General features: G+C 64.5%; 19 protein-coding genes. 7 read left to right on the top strand and 12 right to left on the bottom strand.

Annotated elements, in window-relative coordinates; genetic code table 11:
• The first annotated feature begins 79 nt into the window (after positions 1 to 79).
• On the top strand, positions 80 to 961 hold the full coding sequence (locus tag HU719_RS04740) for a hypothetical protein (RefSeq protein ID WP_186537140.1): 882 nt from the start codon (positions 80 to 82) through the stop codon (positions 959 to 961).
• Positions 961 to 1647, top strand: a complete 687-nt coding sequence (locus tag HU719_RS04735) for a hypothetical protein (protein WP_186521979.1) — start codon at positions 961 to 963, stop codon at positions 1645 to 1647. The genes HU719_RS04740 and HU719_RS04735 overlap by 1 nt, the downstream gene beginning before the upstream one ends.
• Before the next feature lie 13 nt (positions 1648 to 1660).
• Here HU719_RS04735 and HU719_RS04730 read toward each other — a convergent pair whose 3' ends face one another.
• The 12 genes from HU719_RS04730 to ccmA all read right to left on the bottom strand — a co-directional run bounded on the left by HU719_RS04730 (position 1661) and on the right by ccmA (position 10418).
• Positions 1661 to 1999: an FKBP-type peptidyl-prolyl cis-trans isomerase gene (locus HU719_RS04730; protein ID WP_186521978.1), complete on the bottom strand. Its 339-nt coding sequence runs from the start codon at positions 1997 to 1999 to the stop codon at positions 1661 to 1663.
• A 77-nt stretch (positions 2000 to 2076) separates the two neighbouring features.
• A complete protein-coding gene (locus HU719_RS04725; RefSeq protein ID WP_186537139.1) occupies positions 2077 to 3015 on the bottom strand; it encodes a 2-hydroxyacid dehydrogenase in 939 nt (312 codons plus the stop codon).
• Between the two features lie 75 nt (positions 3016 to 3090).
• Positions 3091 to 3501 (bottom strand): hypothetical protein, encoded by a 411-nt coding sequence (locus tag HU719_RS04720; protein ID WP_186537138.1) that lies wholly within the window; start codon positions 3499 to 3501, stop codon positions 3091 to 3093.
• A gap of 12 nt (positions 3502 to 3513) precedes the next feature.
• The gene (ccmI, locus tag HU719_RS04715) at positions 3514 to 4698 is read right to left on the bottom strand and encodes a c-type cytochrome biogenesis protein CcmI (RefSeq protein WP_186537137.1); all 1185 of its coding nucleotides are present in this window, start codon (positions 4696 to 4698) and stop codon (positions 3514 to 3516) included.
• The gene (locus HU719_RS04710; RefSeq protein WP_186521970.1) at positions 4691 to 5167 is read right to left on the bottom strand and encodes a cytochrome c-type biogenesis protein; all 477 of its coding nucleotides are present in this window, start codon (positions 5165 to 5167) and stop codon (positions 4691 to 4693) included. The genes ccmI and HU719_RS04710 overlap by 8 nt, the downstream gene beginning before the upstream one ends.
• Positions 5164 to 5700 (bottom strand): DsbE family thiol:disulfide interchange protein, encoded by a 537-nt coding sequence (locus tag HU719_RS04705; protein ID WP_186521969.1) that lies wholly within the window; start codon positions 5698 to 5700, stop codon positions 5164 to 5166. Before HU719_RS04705 ends, HU719_RS04710 begins: the two co-directional genes overlap by 4 nt.
• On the bottom strand, positions 5697 to 7685 hold the full coding sequence (locus tag HU719_RS04700) for a heme lyase CcmF/NrfE family subunit (protein WP_186537136.1): 1989 nt from the start codon (positions 7683 to 7685) through the stop codon (positions 5697 to 5699). Before HU719_RS04700 ends, HU719_RS04705 begins: the two co-directional genes overlap by 4 nt.
• Positions 7682 to 8137 carry a cytochrome c maturation protein CcmE gene (ccmE, locus tag HU719_RS04695; RefSeq protein ID WP_186521965.1) on the bottom strand — a complete coding sequence of 152 codons (456 nt, stop codon included), beginning with the start codon at positions 8135 to 8137 and terminating at the stop codon, positions 7682 to 7684. The genes HU719_RS04700 and ccmE overlap by 4 nt, the downstream gene beginning before the upstream one ends.
• A complete protein-coding gene (gene ccmD / locus HU719_RS04690) occupies positions 8134 to 8310 on the bottom strand; it encodes a heme exporter protein CcmD (RefSeq protein ID WP_186521963.1) in 177 nt (58 codons plus the stop codon). The genes ccmE and ccmD overlap by 4 nt, the downstream gene beginning before the upstream one ends.
• The gene (locus HU719_RS04685) at positions 8307 to 9074 is read right to left on the bottom strand and encodes a heme ABC transporter permease (protein ID WP_186521961.1); all 768 of its coding nucleotides are present in this window, start codon (positions 9072 to 9074) and stop codon (positions 8307 to 8309) included. The genes ccmD and HU719_RS04685 overlap by 4 nt, the downstream gene beginning before the upstream one ends.
• A gap of 46 nt (positions 9075 to 9120) precedes the next feature.
• The gene (gene ccmB, locus HU719_RS04680; protein WP_186521959.1) at positions 9121 to 9789 is read right to left on the bottom strand and encodes a heme exporter protein CcmB; all 669 of its coding nucleotides are present in this window, start codon (positions 9787 to 9789) and stop codon (positions 9121 to 9123) included.
• Complete coding sequence (gene ccmA / locus HU719_RS04675) at positions 9786 to 10418, bottom strand: cytochrome c biogenesis heme-transporting ATPase CcmA (RefSeq protein ID WP_186521957.1); 633 nt, start codon at positions 10416 to 10418, stop codon at positions 9786 to 9788. Before ccmA ends, ccmB begins: the two co-directional genes overlap by 4 nt.
• 186 nt (positions 10419 to 10604) lie before the next feature.
• On the opposite strand from ccmA, the gene fliK reads away from it, so the two are divergent.
• From fliK to HU719_RS04650, 5 genes are all read left to right on the top strand, one after another.
• The gene (fliK, locus tag HU719_RS04670) at positions 10605 to 12173 is read left to right on the top strand and encodes a flagellar hook-length control protein FliK (RefSeq protein ID WP_186521955.1); all 1569 of its coding nucleotides are present in this window, start codon (positions 10605 to 10607) and stop codon (positions 12171 to 12173) included.
• Complete coding sequence (locus tag HU719_RS04665) at positions 12170 to 12511, top strand: EscU/YscU/HrcU family type III secretion system export apparatus switch protein (protein WP_186537135.1); 342 nt, start codon at positions 12170 to 12172, stop codon at positions 12509 to 12511. The genes fliK and HU719_RS04665 overlap by 4 nt, the downstream gene beginning before the upstream one ends.
• 61 nt (positions 12512 to 12572) lie before the next feature.
• Positions 12573 to 15293 (top strand): dermonecrotic toxin domain-containing protein, encoded by a 2721-nt coding sequence (locus HU719_RS04660; protein ID WP_186521953.1) that lies wholly within the window; start codon positions 12573 to 12575, stop codon positions 15291 to 15293.
• Positions 15294 to 15710: 417 nt separating this feature from the next.
• Entirely contained in the window at positions 15711 to 17423 is a 1713-nt protein-coding gene (gene dsbD / locus HU719_RS04655; protein WP_186536498.1) for a protein-disulfide reductase DsbD, read from the top strand.
• A complete protein-coding gene (locus HU719_RS04650) occupies positions 17423 to 18247 on the top strand; it encodes a TlpA disulfide reductase family protein (RefSeq protein WP_186536497.1) in 825 nt (274 codons plus the stop codon). The genes dsbD and HU719_RS04650 overlap by 1 nt, the downstream gene beginning before the upstream one ends.

The following is an 18247-nucleotide window of genomic DNA, read 5'->3' as shown; positions in this document are numbered from 1 at the left end:
CATTTGGTTCATCCCTGACCTTGCAGCCCAGGCTGGCGGCGCCTAATCTGCCCACTTTTTGCCAGCACGGACGCCCATCATGCCCAACCCGTTTCATCTGCTCGCAGGCCTTGGCCTGTTTGCGCTAGCCCTCCCCGCCTCAGCTGGCGACCTGCCGCTGCGGGTATTCCAGGGCACCCTCGATGGCCGCCCGCTGGAAGTCGCGCTTTACCATGGCAAGGACACCCTGAGCGGCTACCTGCTGGAGCGCGACAGCCAGCGCGTCACCCTGTTCGAGGAGACGCCGTGGCACCCCGACGAGGGCGTGCTGCTCAACCTCATGGACGACCCGAAAATGCCCAGCGCAACCCTGCAGCTGGCGCCGTTTCGGCTGGACGCGCCCTATCGCATCCAAGGCGCGCGCATCGACCTGCGTGACCGAACCCGGCAGGCGGTGAAGCTGCAGGACTCGATCCTCTTTCGCAGCGACCGCGACCGGGCCTGGGACGGTGAACTGCAGCAGCCCGATGCCGGGCCGCGCATGAGCGTGCGCGTGCACGCCAGCAAGCCCGTCGACACCGCCGTCGGCACCATCGACCGCATCACCGTGCATGACCTGCAAAGCGGCCAGGACCTGGCGCCACTGGACAACCTGCAACTGCAATTCGACGGCAGCCGCAGCCTGACCTTCGATGACTACAACAACGATGGCGTCATCGATTTCAGCGCCTGGGTACGCGAGGCTGAAGGCGCACCGAAGGTTCGCCAGTACTTCCTGTACCAGGCCGATACCCAGCGCTATGAGCGCTGCGAACCGCTCGAACAACTGGCCCAACGCGGCGACCTGCGTCATTCGCAAAACGGCCCGATTCAGGTGCTCACCGGGCGGCGCTTCGACACCAGTACCGAGCAGTGGGAAACCTGGCAGTTCGAAGGCCCTCGGCAACTGACCCAGACCAACAGCTTCGAGACGAGGTTCTGATGCGTACCCTGATGCTTGGCCTGGCATTGCTGCTAGGCGCTACACCCTGCGTTCAAGCCAGTGTGATGATCTACGAAGGCACCTTGGGCAAGGCGCCGATCACCTTGGTGCTGAAAAACCAGAACGGGCAGATGGAGGGGGTGTATGCCTACACTCGCTACCGCACGCCGATCCGCCTGAAACCCACCACTGCCTACCACTACGACCGCATCGCCATGGATGAACTGGACAGCGCCGGGCTGCCGAGCGCAAGGCTGCACTTTGCCTCGAACCAGTTTTCCCGGAGCACCCCGGTGCTTGAAGGCACCTGGACGGCCTACGCCACCAGCAAGCAGTTGAAGCTGTCATTGCACCTGACCGGCGAGCTGCGCAGCGACGATGCGTTCCCCAAGGGCGCAACCCTTGCCGTGCTGCAGGCGCAGTCCAGCGAGCGGTTGTACTTCATGTTGCCGATGGAAAAGTCATGGATGCCCATGCGCGAGATTCTGGTCATGGACAAAACCAGCGGCAAGCAGGTGCAGGCGCTGGATGTCGCAGCCACCGGGTGTATCGCCGATGGCCTGGACGCGGTGCAGGTGCAGCTCAGTGGCGGGCGCTTGCAACTGGTGGTGCCGCCCACCCGAGGCTGCCTGGGCAAAACGTTCGAATGGAACGCCAGCAGCCGCCAGTTCGACGCCGCCAACTGAGGGCTCGCAGCGCTTAGTCGTCGCGGGTGAGCACTTCGAGCAGTTCGATTTCGAATTCAAGGTCCGAGTTCGGTGGGATGGAGCCCACGCTGCGCTCACCGTAGCCCAGATGCGCAGGCACTTTCAGCCTGCGCTTGCCGCCAACGCGCATGCCCATCAGGCCGAGGTCCCAGCCTTTGATCACGCGGCCGCTGCCGATCACGCACTGGAACGGCTTGCCGCGCGACCAGGACGAGTCGAACTCGCTGCCATCGGCGAGCCAGCCGGTGTACTGGGTGGTGATCAGGGCGCCCTTGACCACGGCTTTGCCGTCGCCTTCGTGCAGGTCAGTGATGTGCAGCTCGTTGTCCATGCGCAGTTTCCAGGTGGGTTGCGGGGGCGTCGTTTTCTCAGGAATAGCCAACATTGGCAAGTGCGCAGCAGCGCGGCCTAGCCATGAACCTGCGTCAGCACCCCTTCACCGGCAAAAAAGCGCTGCAAGTTAAGCAACACCAGGCCCACCGTATCCCGCGCAGCCTCCGGCGACTGGCCGGCTACGTGCGGGGTAAGCACAGTATTGTGCAGTGCCCGCAGCGCCTCGGGCACTTGGGGTTCGTCATCGAACACATCCAGCGCGGCACCGGCAATCACGCCCTGCTGCAACGCGACCACCAGCGCATCGGTATCCACCACGCTGGCCCGGGCAATATTGACCAGGTAACCCTCAGCGCCCAGCGCCTCAAGAACCCGAGCATCCACCAGGTGCCGCGTACCAGGCCCCCCGGGGGTTGCCACCACCAGGATGTCCACCGCATCGGCCAGGTGCAGCGGCGTGTCGTACCAGGTGTAGGCCACATCTGCGCGCGGGGTGCGGCTGTGGTAGCTCACATTCATGTCAAAGCCTTGCGCGGCCCGCCGGGCAATGGCCTGGCCGACTGCGCCAAGGCCAATGATGCCCAGGCGCTTGCCGCTGACCGAAGGGCTGATCACCCGGTTCCACTCACCGCGCCGGGTGCTGGCATCGGCACGCGGGATGTCCCGTAGCAGGGCCAGCAGCAACGCCATGGCATGGTCGGCAACAGGGCCTGCGTTGGCGCCAGCGCCATTGGTCACGATGATGCCCCGGGCGGCGGCGGCAGCCAGGTCGACCTGCTCGTAACCGGCGCCGATCACGCAGATGATCTGCAGCGCAGGCAACGCGTCGATTTCGGCAGCGGTCAGGCCCAGCGGGCCACGGGTGAGCACGGCGTCGATCTCGCCGGCATGCCGGGCGATGGCGGCGGCGCGCATTTGCGGCGACGGTGCGCGTATCAGCCGGTAGCCGGCCTGTTCCAGCAAGGGCAGGTAATCGTCGACGGTTTCGACCAACACCAGGACTGTCTTGTGCATGCCACCTCCGGCTCCATGTGAACCGGCATTATGCAGAGGCTACCCGGCGGATGCCATCGCGGCCCAGGCTTGGGGCTACTGGGCGAAGGCGCGGCCCAGGCCGCCCGGCACACCGCTGCTGTCGGTGTCCTGCCATGGGCCATTGGGGCTCAGCGACCAGCTCCAGCCGCTGTTCCAGCGGTAGTAGGTGCGCTGGCGATAAAACGTGTTGGGCTGCTTATCAAGCACGTACACACCCAGCTTCGGGTCCCAATGGCTGGCGCCGCCCGGTGGCGGCGCAAAGCTTGCCGAGGTGCGCGGCATGGGCTTGGGGATCGCCGCCGGGGTGCTGGGCTTGTTGCTCGGCAGCGGCTTGACCACCGGCCCCTGCGGGGTTGGCGTGGTTTCAAGCGGCGGCAGCGGTTCGCGCTGCGCCGGCTGGTGCACCGTACACGCGCTCAGACCCAATGCCAGGGTAATCAGGGTCAGGCGGACGGTGCTGTTCATGGCGGCGCTCTCTTATGAGTCTGGGCTGTCGATGGTCAGGTGCTGGGTGGCCTGGGTCGCGGTGGCCAGCGGCGCGCTTTGCGCTTTCCATTCACCTTTGGTGGGCTGCCCGGCACGGGAAACGCGGGCAACAAGTTGGACTTCGCTGAAGTCTGACAGTTTCATCTGCGGCATCATCGCGTCGGCATCCGACAGCTCCACCTCGATGGGCAACTGCGCCACTGTCACCCGCTTGGCCGCCAACGGCATCGGCGGGCCATTGCTGGCGCGGGCAAAGATGAACACGGTGTCGTCAGGGCGCACCTTGCCCTTGAGTTCGGCCGCCAGCTCAACCCGCACTTTCAGCCGCGCCGTGGCAACCACCTTGCCGCCGCCAGCCTTGAGTTTGTCGGCGGCGCGGTCGATACCGCCCTGCAGCGCGGCGCGCGAGGCGTCGCCCTCGGGCAGTTGCGCCAGCAGGCGCTGCCAGTAGCCGATGGCTTCGTCGAAACGCTCACCCTCGAACGCGGCGATACCGCGCAAGCCCAGGCTGGTGACCTCGTTGGGGTCGGCCTTGAGGGCTTCATCGGTCAACGCCTGCAACTGCGCCGACCACTGCTTGTCAGCGGCAAAGTACTGCGCCTGAGCCCATTGTCCAAGCAGCTCGGGCTGACGCCCCGCCAGCGCCACGGCGCGCGCGAACGCCTTGGCCGCATCCGCCGGGCGCTGCTCGGCCATATAGGCGCGGCCCAGAAAATACACGCCCTCGGCCGAATCCGGCTGGGCTTGCACGGCGCGCTCAAGGCGGGCGGTCATGTCCTGCATGTTCTTCGGCGCGCTGGCAAATTCCTGGGTCAGGGCGACTTTGTCTGCCGCACCATAGTGCAGGTACAAGCCCAACGCCAATGCCGGTACCAGCACTGCCGCCAACAGCGGCACGGCCTTGCCGAGCTGGCCCTGGCGCGCGGCATCGTCGCGCTCGGTGTCGGCCAACAGCTCACGGGCAGCCTCATCACGGCCCTTGGCCAGTTGCTCGGCATCGAGCACGCCGGCCGCCTGTTGGCCGGCAAGCTCGGCTACACGCTCTTCATACAGGGCAACGTTCAGTGCGGTACGGTCTTGCTCGGCCTGCTGGCGGCGCCCGCGCAGGATCGGAACGAGCAGAAACGCCAGGGCTGCGAGCAGCAGCAGGCCTGCGCTAAGCCAGAAATCAGTCATGGGAAGCTTCTTTGTTGAGCAATTTGGCAAGCCGCTCGCGTTCAGCGGCGGACAGTTCGGTGCCATCGTCACCCGCAGGCCCACGGCGGCGGCGCACAATCAGCGCCAGCACCACGAAACCACCGGCCAACAGCAACCCCGGCCCGAACCAGAGCAGCCAGGTGCGCCCACTCAAGGCCGGTTTGTAGCGTACGAAGTCGCCATAGCGGTCGACCATGAAATCGACAATTTGCTGGTTGCTCTGGTTTTCGCCGAGCATGCGGAAGATTTCGCGGCGCAGGTCAGCGGCAATCGGGGCATTGGAGTCGGCGATGTCCTGGTTCTGGCACTTGGGGCAACGCAGCTCTTTGGTAAGTTGCTGATAGCGCTCGCGCTCGGCTTCATCGCGGAACTGATAGGTGTCGATGGCCGCATGGGCCATGCCGGCCAGGCCAAGCCCCAGCACGGCGGCGGCAAGCCAACGCTTCATGGCCGCGCCTCATCGACCAGGCCCTGGTACAAAGGCGCCAACTGCTCGCGCCACACAGTGGCATCGACCACGCCGACGTGTTTGTAGCGGATGATGCCCTTGGCATCGACCAGGAAGGTTTCCGGCGCGCCATATACACCAAGGTCCAGGCCCAGGGTGCCCTGCGGGTCGGCGATGTTGAGCTGGTACGGGTTGTGGAACTCGGCCAGCCATTTCAGCGCCGCGGCGCTGTCGTCCTTGTAGTTGACGCCGTGGATCACCACGCCCTGCCCGGCCAACTGGTTCAGGTAGGGGTGCTCGACTTTGCACGACGGGCACCAGGTGCCCCACACGTTGACCAGCGACGGGCGGCCAAGCAGGTCGGCCTGGGTCAGGCTGCGGTCACCCTGCACCGTCTGCAGGGCAAAGGCGGGGAACGGCTTGCCAATCATCGCCGAGGGCAGCTCATCGGGCTTGAGGAACAACCCTTTGTACAGAAACACGGCCATCAGCAGGAACACTGCCAGTGGCACGACCATGATCCAACGCTTCATGCCGTTGCTCCAGACACGCCCAGGGCCTCACGCACCCGGGTCTTGACCTTGACGCGGTAGCGCCGGTCGCACGCCGCCAGCAGGCCACCCAGGCCAGTCAGCAGACCGCCCAGCCAGATCCAGCGCACGTAAGGTTTGATATGCAAGCGCACAGCCCAGGCGCCGTTTGCAAGCGGCTCGCCCAGTGCCACATACAGGTCGCGGGTAAAGCCTGCATCGATACCGGCTTCGGTCATCATCGACTGCTGCACGGTGTACAGGCGTTTTTCCGGGTGCAGCACCGACACTTCGCGGCCATTGCGCGAGACCCGAATGGTGCCCCGATCAGAAATGAAGTTCGGCCCCTCGAAGTGCTTGGCACCCTCGAACAGGAAGTGGTAACCGCCAAGCTCGACGGTTTCCCCTGGCGCCATGCGCAGGTCGCGCTCGGCACTGTTGTTGCTCGACAGCACCACACCCAAGGCGCACACCACCAGCCCCAGGTGCGCCAACTGCATACCCCAGTAGCTGCGGGTCAGGCTGCCGATACCCTTGGCCAGGCCTTTGTGGCGGGTTTTGTCGAGAAGGTCGCGCACACCACTGAGCACCACCCACGCAGCCAGGGCAAACACACTCAGCGCCGGCCAGTCGAAGTCATCCAGCAGCAGGCCGGCCAGTGGTGCCAGCACGGCGCTGCCGATCAGCACCGGGGTCAGCATGCCCGCCAGCCACTTGGTCGGCGTGTCCTTCCAGCGCACCAGCACGCCCACGCCAAGCACCAGCATCAGCAATGCCATCAGCGGCAGGAACAACGCGTCGAAGTACGGCGGGCCGACCGACAGCTTGGCCCCGGTCAGGGCATCGAGCACCAGTGGGTACAGCGTGCCGAGCAGGATCATCGACGCGGCCACCACCAGCACCAGGTTGTTGGCCAGCAGCAGCGTCTCGCGCGACCACAGGGCAAACCCCACCTGGCTCTTGACCACCGGCGCGCGCAGGGCAAACAGGGTCAGCGAGCCGCCGACCACGAACAACAGGAAAATCAGGATGAACACACCACGCTCAGGGTCCGCGGCAAACGCGTGCACCGAGGTCAGCACGCCGGAGCGCACCAGGAAGGTGCCCAGCAGGCTCAGCGAGAACGCGGCAATGGCCAACAGTACGGTCCAGCTTTTGAACACGCCGCGTTTTTCCGTCACAGCCAGCGAGTGGATCAGCGCCGTGCCCACCAGCCAAGGCATGAACGAGGCGTTTTCCACCGGGTCCCAGAACCACCAGCCGCCCCAGCCCAATTCGTAATAGGCCCACCACGAGCCAAGGGTGATACCCACCCCCAGAAACGCCCAGGCGATGATGGTCCACGGCCGCGACCAGCGCGCCCAGGCCGCATCCAGGCGCCCGCCAAGCAGCGCCGCAATGGCAAAGGCAAAGGCCACCGAAAAGCCCACATAGCCCATGTACAGCATCGGCGGGTGGACGATCAGGCCGAAGTCCTGCAACAGCGGGTTAAGGTCACGGCCATCGGTGGGCACCTGCGGCAGCAGGCGCGCGAACGGGTTGGAGGTGATGATCAGGAAGCTCAGAAAACCGACGCTGATCATGCCCATCACCGCCAGCACGCGGGCCAGCATCACTTGTGGCAATTGCCGCGAGAATACCGACACGGCGAAGGTCCAACCGCCAAGAATCAACGCCCAGAGCAGCAGCGAGCCTTCGTGGGCGCCCCACACCGCGCTGAACTTGTAGTACCAGGGCAAGGCGCTGTTGGAATTGCTGGCGACATACGCCACCGAGAAGTTGTCGGTCATGAAGGCGTGGGTCAGGCAGGCGAAGGCGAACGCCAGAAACGCGAACTGGCCCCACGCCGCCGGGCGTGCCAGCCCCATCCACAGGCTGTCGCCCCGCCAGGCGCCAAGCATCGGCACCGTGGCCTGCACGGCGGCAAAGCAGATGGCCAGGATCATCGCCAACTGGCCGAGTTCGGGGATTACCAACGCAGCGTTCATGGCTTGGCCTGCGCGTCGCTGGCGGCCTGGGCGCTGTCGTTGAGCGCCTTGGTCACTTCAGGTGGCATGTACTTTTCGTCGTGCTTGGCCAATACCTCATCGGCCACCACCACACCTTCGGCGTTGAGCTTGCCCAAAGCGACGATGCCCTGCCCTTCGCGGAACAGGTCGGGGAGAATGCCGCGGTAGGTAATGGGCACCGACTTGCTGTAGTCGGTCACCACAAAACGCACATCCAGCGAATCGCCCGAGCGCTGCACAGAGCCTTTCTCGACCATGCCGCCTGCGCGGATGCGGGTGTCCAGCGGCGCTTCGCCGTTGGCGATCTGGGTCGGGGTATAGAACAGGTTGATGTTCTGTTGCAGGGCGCTCAGGGCAAAGCCAACGGCCACGCCGACACCGGCCAGCAGGCCGAGGATGATGAACAGGCGTTTCTTGCGCTGCGGATTCACGGTTTGCTCTCCCGGCGCAGACGTCGCGCCTCATGTTGCAGATAGCGACGACGAGCGCGCAGAGGCAGGTCGACATTCAGCGCCAGCACCAACAGGCAGAAGCCATAGGCCGACCAGACGTACAGGCCATGGTGGCCCATGGCGAGGAAATCACTGAAGGAGGTGAAGCTCATTTGGTTTTCTCCCGCCCAAGGCTGTTCAGCACTTCTTCCTTGACCCAACTGGCGCGTGCTTCGCGCTTGAGCACCTCAAGGCGCATGCGCATCAGCAGCACCGCGCCGAAGAAGCAGTAGAAGCCCAATGCAGTGCACAGCAGCGGCAGCCACATTTCGGCGGGCATGGCCGGTTTTTCGGTCAGGGTGAAGGTGGAGCCTTGATGCAGGGTGTTCCACCACTCCACCGAGTACTTGATGATCGGTACGTTGATCACCCCGACGATGGACAGCACCGCACAGGCCTTGGCGGCGCTGTCGCGGTTGCTGATGGCAAGCCCCAGCACGATGATGCCGAAGTACAGGAACAGCAGGATCAGCATCGAGGTGAGCCGGGCATCCCACACCCACCAACTGCCCCAGGTCGGCTTGCCCCAGACGGCGCCAGTGACCAGCGCGATGGCGGTCATCCAGGCGCCGATGGGCGCAGCGCAGCGCAGGGCGACGTCGGCCAGTTTCATTTTCCACACCAGGCCCACCACGCCGGCCACCGCCAGCATCACGTAGCAGGACTGCGCCAACATCGCCGCTGGCACATGGATATAAATGATGCGGAAGCTATTGCCCTGCTGGTAGTCCTGCGGCGCGAAGGCCAGGCCCCAGACCATGCCGACCAGCAACAGCACCGCGGCGGCAACGGCAAGCCACGGCAGCATGCGGCCGCTGATGGCATAGAACCATTTGGGCGAACCCAGTTTGTGGAACCACGTCCAGCTTATTTTCATCAGGGTGTATCCAGGGTATTGGCCGGGCTGCGGTGCCCGAAACTCGTTATTCGCCGACGCTGATCTTCAGGCCGGCGGCGATCGCAAAGGGTGCAAGTGTCACGGTCAGGGCAGTCAGGCTGGCGAGCCAGAGCAGTTGGCCGGTGGCGGGCATATTCTGCAACGCCGCCTGCAACGCTCCACTGCCCAGGATCAATACAGGGATATACAAAGGCAGAATCAGTAGCGCCAACAGCAACCCGCCTCGCTTGAGCCCAACGGTCAAGGCAGCACCCACCGCGCCCAGCAGGCTCAGCACCGGGGTACCTAACAATAAAGAGGCTAGCAGCACGGGCAGGCAACTGGCCGGCAGGCCCAGCATCAACGCCAGCAACGGCGCCAACAATACCAGCGCAAGGCCGGAAAAGATCCAGTGGGCAAGCACCTTGGCCAGCACCAGCATGGCCAGCGGATGCGGCGACAACACCCATTGCTCAAGGGACCCGTCCTCGAAATCGCTGCGAAACAGCCCATCCAGCGAGAGCAGAACGGCCAATAGTGCTGCCACCCACACCAGCCCCGGCGACAAGGTTTGCAACAATTGGCTTTCCGGGCCGACCGCCAGCGGGAACAGCGCCACGACGATGGCAAAGAACACCAGCGGGTTGGCAAGCTCGGCCGGGCGGCGAAACAACAAGCGCGCTTCACGGCGCAACAACAGAACAAATACGCTCATGCCGCCCATTGCCCCAGGTTCAGTTCACGGTAACCCGAAGGCTTGAGCTCCAGGCTGTGGTGGGTGGTCAGCACGACCGTACCGCCCTGCTCGCAATGCGCAGCCAGGTGCGCTTCAAGCTGCGCCACGCCTTGTTTGTCCAGGGCGGTGAACGGTTCGTCGAGAATCCACAGCGGCGGGCTGTGCAGGTACAAGCGGGCCAGCGCCACGCGGCGCTGCTGGCCGGCAGACAAGGTGTGGCAAGGGACGTCTTCGAAGCCGCGCAGGCCTACCGCTTCCAGCGCCTGGTAAATGACTTCGGTGCTGGCGGGCTGATGCAGCGCGCATAGCCAGGTGAGGTTTTCTTCGGCGCTGAGCAGCTCTTTGATGCCGGCCGCGTGGCCGATCCACAACAGGGTACTGGCCAAGGCATGGCGTTGCTCGGCCAGTGGGCTGCCATTGAATAGAATGTGCCCCTCGGTCGGCTGCATCAGCCCGGCCAGCAGGCGCAACAGGCTGGTCTTGCCGCTACCATTGGGGCCGGCGATCTGCAGCATATCGCCAGGGCGCAGTTCAAGGTCGAGGTGCTCGAACAGCAGCCGCCAGTCGCGCTCGCAGGCAAGGTCCACGGCTTGAAGATGAAGGGTCACGGTATCGCCTTATGCTGTGTCGGGTCACCGTCGCTGGCGTCTTCATCGCGGTTGCACGCCAGCGCCAATGAGCCCAGTGTCTCAAGTCGCTCCACGCACTGCCGTTATACTGGCAGGCGGGCGGGCGGCATTATTGCACGGGTGCCCCGCTGCCACGAGAGCTGGTTCGACAGGTTGTATACAATCATGACTGAAATCAATAGTCTCGGCGCACAAACTGCGCTAAGCGCACCAGCAGCCAAAGCTGCCATGACCGGCGAGCTGCTGCGCCTGCTGCAACCGCAACCGGTGGTCGCCAACGGCGAGACGGCGCGCGCCGAGGTGATGTCGTTGCGCCAGGTCGGCCAGGACTTCCAGATGATGCTGCGCCTGACCCAGGGCAACGGTGCCCAGTTGCAGGTGCAGGCCAGCTCCAGCAGCCCTTTTCCGCTGGGCAGCCAGATCAGCGTCACGCAAACCCAAAGCAACGAACTGGCGGTGCTGGTGCAGACCACCAGGGCCAACAACGTAGCCACGCTCACCCGCCTCGATACCAGCCAGACCCCGGTGGGTACCCTGCTGCAAGGCAAGGTCGTCACCACCCAGGCGCTTGCGCAGACCCCAGGTGAGCCGGCCAGCTACCGCTCGCTGGTGACGTTGCTCAACAGCAGCCAGGCCGGCGCTACGCTGACCGTCGACAGCCCGCGGCCGTTGGCGGTAGGCAGCCTGCTCAGCGCCTCGGTACAGGGCGACCAGTCATTACGCTTTGTACCGCTCAGTGGCCGCCAGGACCAGTTGGCGGTCGCTCAGCATTTGCTCAACCAACAAAGCCAGCAGGCTTCCCTGCCGGGCCTGCTGGCAGCACTGCAACAGACGGCGCGCTCGCCCGACACTGGGGCCGAACTGCGCGCCAGCGCCGAGCGCCTGCTGGCGGGCCTGCCGGACGCCCGCCAGTTGAGTGACCCAAAAACCTTGGCGCAGGCGGTGAACAACAGCGGTGCGTTTCTGGAAGCCAAGCTGCTCGGTGGTTTGGGCAGCTCGCTTGCGCCGGACCTCAAGGCACAACTGCTGCGCCTGATAACACAACTGCCAACCCCCCCGGGCGGCATCGCGGCGAACCCGGCGCTGCTCGCCAGTGCCCTGCCACAGGCGTTGCCCGGCTTTGCCCGCAGCGCCCTGGGCATGCTTGGCCAGGTGACCCCACGGCAACAACCCGGCGCTTTCCCGCTGCCCTCGCGCCTGCTGCAAAGCCTGGAAGACGAAGCAGACCTGCAGCAGTTGCTGCGCCTGGCGGCCAGCGCGGTTTCACGTCTGCAGAGCCACGCCCTGTCGAGCCTGCAACAGACCGGCACCCTGGAAAACGGCAACCTGCAAACCAGCTGGCAAACCGAGGTGCCCATCCGCCACGGCCAGGAGTTCGTGCCGTTGCAGCTCAAGCTGCAACGTGAGGAAACCCCCGAGCAGCAAGCTGGCCGCGAACGTGCCCGGGATGACCACGATGCGCTGGCAGCGCTGTGGCGCATCGAGCTTGCCTTCGACCTGGCCCCGCTCGGCCCGCTACAGGTGCAGGCGCAGTTGGCACAGGGGCGCCTGTCGGGGCAGCTGTGGGCCGAGCAGGAACGCACGGCGCGGCTCATCGACAGCCAACTGAGCGCCCTGCGTGAGCGCCTGCTGGCCCGTGGCCTGGATGTTGGCGACCTGGAATGTCACCCCGGCACCCCGCCACAAGGCCCCCGGACGCGCCTGGAACAACGTTGGGTGGATGAAAACGCATGAAATACACGCAACCACGCCAGGCCATCGCCCTGAGCTACGACGGGCAACAGGCCCCGACACTCAGCGCCAAGGGCGACGATGAACTCGCCGAAGCGATCCTGGCCCTGGCCCGCGAGCACGAAGTGCCCATCTACGAAAACGCCGAGCTGGTGCGCCTGCTGGCGCGCCTTGAGCTGGGCGAGCAGATCCCCGAAGCGCTGTACCTGACCATCGCCGAAATCATCGCCTTCGCGTGGCAACTGCGCGGCAAGGTGCCAGCAGGCTTTGACGACAGTGCCCCGTCAGCGCGCGACGTTACTCCCGGCAAGCTGCTGCTGCCACCCCCGAGCGATATGTAGCCCCCGCCGCCTGCCGATTGGTTGACCCTCTGGCCTTTCCCCTTCTGAAAGGCCCTGCCCCATGCAATCGATCCCGGAAAACAACCTGCACCTGGTGCGTGCAGCCCTGGCTGACTTCCCGCGCCCGGACAGCCTCGCCGAAAGCGTGCTGACCGAATGGCTATCGGCCAAAGGTGTGAACATTTCGGCCAACGACATCGACATTGTCACCTTGCGCTACCAATCCGACCCTTCAGCGCAAAAGCCCGCTGGGCATCCCAACCAGGCGCTGATCCGCCAGAAGATGACCCTGGTCGAAGCGATGCTGGGCAACTGGCAAGGCGAAACAGCCGCAGGCTATGAAGGGTTTCACTATGGCGACTGGGCAGGCATCGAGCCTGACGGTATCCTCACCATCGTCAGCCAGCTTGAGCCACCTGCGGCGCTTTCGAACACCTCCGGCTACCTGGTGTTCAACGGCCTGTATCGACGCACACAGCCGCAGGTCTACAGCGCGCAGACGCGCGTGGACATTCGCGCCGAAGACTTCCAGGCGTTCATCTGGAAGCAGCACTTTCACCACCTCTACAAACATAGCTTGGACACCTACTGGAAAAAGAGCCAGGCGCTGTATCAACGTGCGATCAAGATCAACTTCATCGCGGCGGCCAACCGCCAGGCGTTTGCCGGCACCCTGAGCCTGGCCGGGCGCATGATGGTGTGGCAAGCCGCAGGCCTGGTTTCCATCGATATGCAGCCGCTCAAAGCGTCGATGCTCAATGTCTATGGCTACCACTCGACTTCGATGGTGCTGCTGGAGCGCGAGTCAGGGCACTGCGTACTTTATGTACCGGGTAACGCCTCGCCGCTCCACGAGTTCAGCAGCCTTGCCGTGATGAAGACCTGGTTTGCCGAACAGTGCCGCGACAGCCGTCGGCGCGAGGTGCTGTTGCACATGTTTTCGCCCGCCGACTGGCCCGACGGCCTGGACTTCAGCGGCCTGCGTACAGCACTCGCCGGTCTGGGCCTTTTCCCCGAGCCGCACCGTTTCTCCCCAAACCACCCCGGCTTTGCCACGAGTGGCGTGTGGGACCCGCAACACATGATCGACTACAAGTCGGACAAATACCTCGAACCGATCACCAGCGACCTTTTCGAGTACCTCACCCTGCGTCACCTGCAACGCTCCTATGAGGACGCCGACGCGCTGATCACCAGCAACCACGAAATCGATAAATCGCGCTGGAGCAGCTATCTCAATGCGGCGGTAACCCTGCTGCTGCCGGTGTGCATGGTGCTACCGGAACTGACCCCGCTGCTGGCCGTCGGCGGATTGATCCAGTTCAGCCTGGGCATGGACAAGACGGTAAACGGCAAGACGCTGGACATACGCACCGCAGGCGTCAACGAGCAGGTTTTCGGGCTGTTCAACGCCTCGCAGTTGCTCGGCAGCGTCGCCGCGCGCCCCGACATGCTGTTCCGCTACTGCCGCCCAGGCTTTGTCGCCAGCACCCGTATCACCGAGCTGGTCGGCAGCGCAGTGCAACCTCCCGAAGTCAACCTGTTGCCAGCTGAAACGGCCTTTCGCGAGGACGTAGTGGTGTCCTCCACCTTGGTGTCGGCACTGGTAGCGCGCATCGACGAAAACCTCGGGCACCGCTTTGCCGCTTGGATCAGCGAGAATGGCCAGGTTACCAGCGAATGGGTGGAGTATGACTACGTCAATGACTGCTTCATTCGCATCAGCGACCAGGACCTTAGCGAGCCACCACGCTGGATAGTCAGCGAGCACAGCACCAGCGCCCTGGCGCGGCTGGCTCAAACCGACCGCACCGTTACCGATGAACAACGCATGGCTACCCTGCGCGCGCTGGGCATTGACCTGCGCTTGCCAGTGGACTTCGGCCAGTACGAGCGGTTGGTGCGCACCCCCATCGAGCGCCTGATTTCAAGCGTCTGGGTTGGCGATCGGGTGATCCAGCCGGAGTATCTCGCCGCCCTTGAGCACAACAGCACGGTGCTCAAGGGCAGCGGTTTTCGCTACCAGCTGTTGTTGTCGGGGCAGTCGTCAGGCATTTACCAGCAGAACATCAACCTGCTGCGGGCTCGTGCCCATGGGTTGAAGGTGCTGAACCTTGAAGAACAGGGCTTTTTCACCGAGTTCAAGGCATCGCCCTATTACCCTCAATATCAGGCAGCCATCATCGGCAACGGCGGCGGCGCGAGCAACTTCAGTTCGGCCACCGACATTCTGCGCTACCGGCTGCTCAAACATTATGGCGGTATCTATATGGACGCGGACGACCGCCTGCTGGCAGCCAGTGCACCCAGCCAGCCGCCACTGGCCAGTGCACCACTGAGCACCACCACCGATGGCTTGCTGCTGGCAGCGCCGGTGTCCAACGATCAACTGGGCATGTACATCAAGTACAACATCAGCCTGATCGGCAGCCATGCGGGCAACCCGACACTGGATGCCATTTCCGACGAAATTCTCAAACGCTATGGCAGTGCCGGAGATTTCTACCTGCAGCGGCCGGACTACCTCGACGACCCGGTGGGTTTTGACGCCTATGCCCGCAAGCTGAGCCAACTGACCGGGCCTGGCGTGTTCAACGATGTGATCGACCAGCACCTGCCATGGCTCAAGCAACTGCGCGAACTGTGTGTACTGCTGGTTTCACCGGTACATGACATTCATTCGGCGATGAACCTTTCGGCGTTCAGCCGCGCCATCCGTAACAACGTCCCTTTGGACCAGGTTGCCGAAATGGGCCATGCCAACAGCTGGAAATTCACCTGACCCGGCAGTTTTGGGGGACACAGTCATGTGCAGGCCTGCTCCGGCCTGATCGCAGGCTATCTCCTTGTGGCGAGCGGGCTTGCCCGCGTTGGGCTGCGCAGCAGCCCCTTGGGTTTTCAGGGCTGCTGCGCAGCCCAACGCGGGGCAAGCCCGCTCGCCACAACTCTCTATCATTTCCCACAGGATTGGGTCCAACCAGCAAGGTTGCGGTTGAACATGGCCTCTGTGGGAGCTGGCGATTGCCTGCGATGAGGCCTGCACAAGCTTGCACAAAACCATAGAGTCGCCCCAGCGATAGTTGTGGCGAGCAGGCTTGTCCCGCGTATAAACGCCACACCCGCCGCGAGCACAGGTTAACCTTCAGTTAATAAGCCCCGGCCAGCATGGCCTCACTCCAAGCGTGACAAAGGCGTCGACATGCGTGTTTTTCTGATCTTGCTGACACTTCTGCTATCCGGCCCCCTGCAGGCCAACCCGTTTGCGGTCAAACCGGACTTTCTGCCGGTCGAGCAAGCCTTCGTGCTGACCCACGACCGCCTTCCTGACGGCCAGATGCGTCTGTTCTTCCAGATTCAGCAGGGTTATTACCTGTATCAGAAACGCCTCAAGTTCGACGGTATCGAACCCAGCCAGCAGCCGCAGTTGCCCGAGGCCGATAACCATCACGACGAGTTCTTCGGCGACAGCGGTGTCTACCGCCAGCAGCTTGAACTGCTGATCCCCGCCAGCGCCACAGGCGAGCTGCGCCTGGGCTGGCAAGGCTGTGCTGACGCAGGTTTGTGCTACCCACCACAAACCACGGTCATCGACCTCGGCGGCAAGCCGCCGGCCACTGCCGAGCAGGCCAGCGATCAAGCCCTGGCCAGCGGCCTGCAACAAGCCAGCCTGGCCTGGAGCCTGTTGGCATTCTTTGGCCTGGGCCTGCTGCTGGCGTTTACCCCTTGTTCACTGCCGATGCTGCCGATTCTGGCCGGGCTGGTACTGGGCAACGGCGCCAGTGCTCGCCGCGGCTGGCTTCTGGCCGGCGTCTATGTGCTGAGCATGGCGCTGGTGTACGCCGCACTGGGGGTGGTCGCCGCGCTGCTCGGCGCCAGCCTGCAGGCCTGGCTGCAGCAACCCTGGCTGCTCGGCAGCCTGGCTGCGCTGTTCGTCGCCCTCGCCCTGCCGATGTTCGGCGCCTTCGAGCTGCAATTGCCCGCTGCCCTGCGCGACCGCCTTGACCGCGCCGGCCAGGGCACCCGTGGCGGCAACCTGTATGGTGCGGCGCTGCTTGGAGCCTTGTCCGGGCTGCTGCTGGGCCCCTGCATGACGGCGCCGCTGGCGGGCGCCTTGCTGTATATCGCGCAGAGCGGGGATGTGTTGCAAGGCGCGCTGGTGCTGTTCAGCCTTGGCCTGGGCATGGGCCTGCCGCTGCTGTTGCTGGTTACCCTGGGCAACCGCTACCTGCCGCGCCCTGGGGCCTGGATGAACGCGGTCAAGGGTGTATTCGGCTTCGTGTTCCTGGCCATGGCGCTGTATACCGTGCGCAGCCTGCTGCCAGCGCCCCTGCTGTTGGCCCTGGCCGGCGCCTGGCTGATCGCCCTGGCATGGGCCGCCTGGCTTACCCTGCACACCCGCCCCGTACTACGCGTGCTGCCAATGCTCGGGGCGTTGTGGGGCGGCCTGTTGCTGATCGGCGCCGCTGCCGGGGGCAACGACCTGTGGCAGCCACTGCAACCTTTCGCAGGCAACGGCCCCCCTGCAACATCTGCTGCAAAACATGACGCTTTCACCACCGTCAGCACTCCCGCCGCCTTGCAGCGTGAGCTGGACGCCGCCAAGGCCCGTGGCCAGTGGGTGCTGGTGGACTACTACGCCGACTGGTGCGTGGCCTGCAAGGTCATGGAGAACGAAGTCTTCGCCCGCGCGGACGTGCAAGCGGCGCTCGATGGCGTGCACCTGCTGCGCCTGGATGTCACCCTGGATGCCCCCGACAGCAAGGCCTTGCTGCAGCGTTACCAGGTGCCCGGCCCGCCAAGCCTGGTCTGGGTCGGCCCGGAAGGCGACGAGCGCCGCGCCCGGCGCATTACGGGTGAAGTGGACGCTGCCACCTTCCTGCAACACTGGGCCCAGACCAGGAGCCAAGGCTGATGCTCACCGTCACCCTGGGGCCACTGACCATGGCCTTGAACCACTTGCTGCTGCTGGCAGCCCTGGGTATCGCCAGCCTGGTGGGCTGGCGCGTGGCCAAGCGTGGCGGCGAAAACCCGGAGTCGGCGCTGTTCAACCTGTTCCTGCTCGGGGTGCTGTTCGCCCGCGCAGGCTTCGTGCTGGCCTACTGGCCGATGTACCGCGATGCCCCGCTTGAAATCATCGACATCCGCGACGGCGGCTTCTCGCTGTGGAGCGGCCTGCTGGGCATGGCGTTGGCCACCGCCTGGCAAGGCTGGCGCCGCCCTGGCCTGCGCCGCCCGCTGGGCTGGGCGCTGTTCAGCGGCGGGTTGTTCTGGGTGCTGGCAAGTTTTGCCAGCCACCTGTACAGCAAGGGTACCGAACTGCCGGCCTTGAGCCTGCGCGACAAAAGCGGCCAGGCGGTTGCCTTGCACGCCTACAAAGGCCGCCCGCTGGTCATCAATATCTGGGCCACCTGGTGCCCGCCATGCCGACGCGAAATGCCGGTGCTGCAACAAGCCCAGCACGACTACCCAAATGTGACGTTCCTGTTCGTCAACCAGGGCGAAACGCCCGAGAACGTCAGCACCTTCATGGCCACCACCGGCCTGATGCTGTCCCACGTGCTGTTCGACGGCACCGGCGAGCTAGCCCGCACGGTTGGCTCCATGGCCCTGCCCACCACGCTTTTCTACAACGCCGACGGCCGCCTGATCGGCAGTCATCTGGGCGAGCTGTCCCGGGCCAGCCTGCACCGCGCCCTGGAGCCGTTCGAAAGCTCGCCCGCCCCACAAGGACCCTGA

Origin of the sequence: Pseudomonas farsensis (assembly GCF_014268805.2) — a bacterium.
Lineage (GTDB): Bacteria > Pseudomonadota > Gammaproteobacteria > Pseudomonadales > Pseudomonadaceae > Aquipseudomonas > Aquipseudomonas farsensis.
Note: the sequence above shows the minus strand (reverse complement) of the source record. Positions and strands in the feature narration are given on the sequence as shown.

What these genes read in the sequence shown, in the direction of transcription:
- HU719_RS04740 (WP_186537140.1), top strand. Translation starts at nt 80, where the DNA reads ATGCCCAACCCGTTTCATCTGCTCGCAGGCCTTGGCCTGTTTGCGCTA.
- HU719_RS04735 (WP_186521979.1), top strand. Translation starts at nt 961, where the DNA reads ATGCGTACCCTGATGCTTGGCCTGGCATTGCTGCTAGGCGCTACACCC.
- HU719_RS04730 (WP_186521978.1), bottom strand. Translation starts at nt 1,999, where the DNA reads ATGGACAACGAGCTGCACATCACTGACCTGCACGAAGGCGACGGCAAA.
- HU719_RS04725 (WP_186537139.1), bottom strand. Translation starts at nt 3,015, where the DNA reads ATGCACAAGACAGTCCTGGTGTTGGTCGAAACCGTCGACGATTACCTG.
- HU719_RS04720 (WP_186537138.1), bottom strand. Translation starts at nt 3,501, where the DNA reads ATGAACAGCACCGTCCGCCTGACCCTGATTACCCTGGCATTGGGTCTG.
- ccmI (WP_186537137.1), bottom strand. Translation starts at nt 4,698, where the DNA reads ATGACTGATTTCTGGCTTAGCGCAGGCCTGCTGCTGCTCGCAGCCCTG.
- HU719_RS04710 (WP_186521970.1), bottom strand. Translation starts at nt 5,167, where the DNA reads ATGAAGCGTTGGCTTGCCGCCGCCGTGCTGGGGCTTGGCCTGGCCGGC.
- HU719_RS04705 (WP_186521969.1), bottom strand. Translation starts at nt 5,700, where the DNA reads ATGAAGCGTTGGATCATGGTCGTGCCACTGGCAGTGTTCCTGCTGATG.
- HU719_RS04700 (WP_186537136.1), bottom strand. Translation starts at nt 7,685, where the DNA reads ATGAACGCTGCGTTGGTAATCCCCGAACTCGGCCAGTTGGCGATGATC.
- ccmD (WP_186521963.1), bottom strand. Translation starts at nt 8,310, where the DNA reads ATGAGCTTCACCTCCTTCAGTGATTTCCTCGCCATGGGCCACCATGGC.
- HU719_RS04685 (WP_186521961.1), bottom strand. Translation starts at nt 9,074, where the DNA reads ATGAAAATAAGCTGGACGTGGTTCCACAAACTGGGTTCGCCCAAATGG.
- ccmB (WP_186521959.1), bottom strand. Translation starts at nt 9,789, where the DNA reads ATGAGCGTATTTGTTCTGTTGTTGCGCCGTGAAGCGCGCTTGTTGTTT.
- fliK (WP_186521955.1), top strand. Translation starts at nt 10,605, where the DNA reads ATGACTGAAATCAATAGTCTCGGCGCACAAACTGCGCTAAGCGCACCA.
- HU719_RS04665 (WP_186537135.1), top strand. Translation starts at nt 12,170, where the DNA reads ATGAAATACACGCAACCACGCCAGGCCATCGCCCTGAGCTACGACGGG.
- HU719_RS04660 (WP_186521953.1), top strand. Translation starts at nt 12,573, where the DNA reads ATGCAATCGATCCCGGAAAACAACCTGCACCTGGTGCGTGCAGCCCTG.
- dsbD (WP_186536498.1), top strand. Translation starts at nt 15,711, where the DNA reads ATGCGTGTTTTTCTGATCTTGCTGACACTTCTGCTATCCGGCCCCCTG.
- HU719_RS04650 (WP_186536497.1), top strand. Translation starts at nt 17,423, where the DNA reads ATGCTCACCGTCACCCTGGGGCCACTGACCATGGCCTTGAACCACTTG.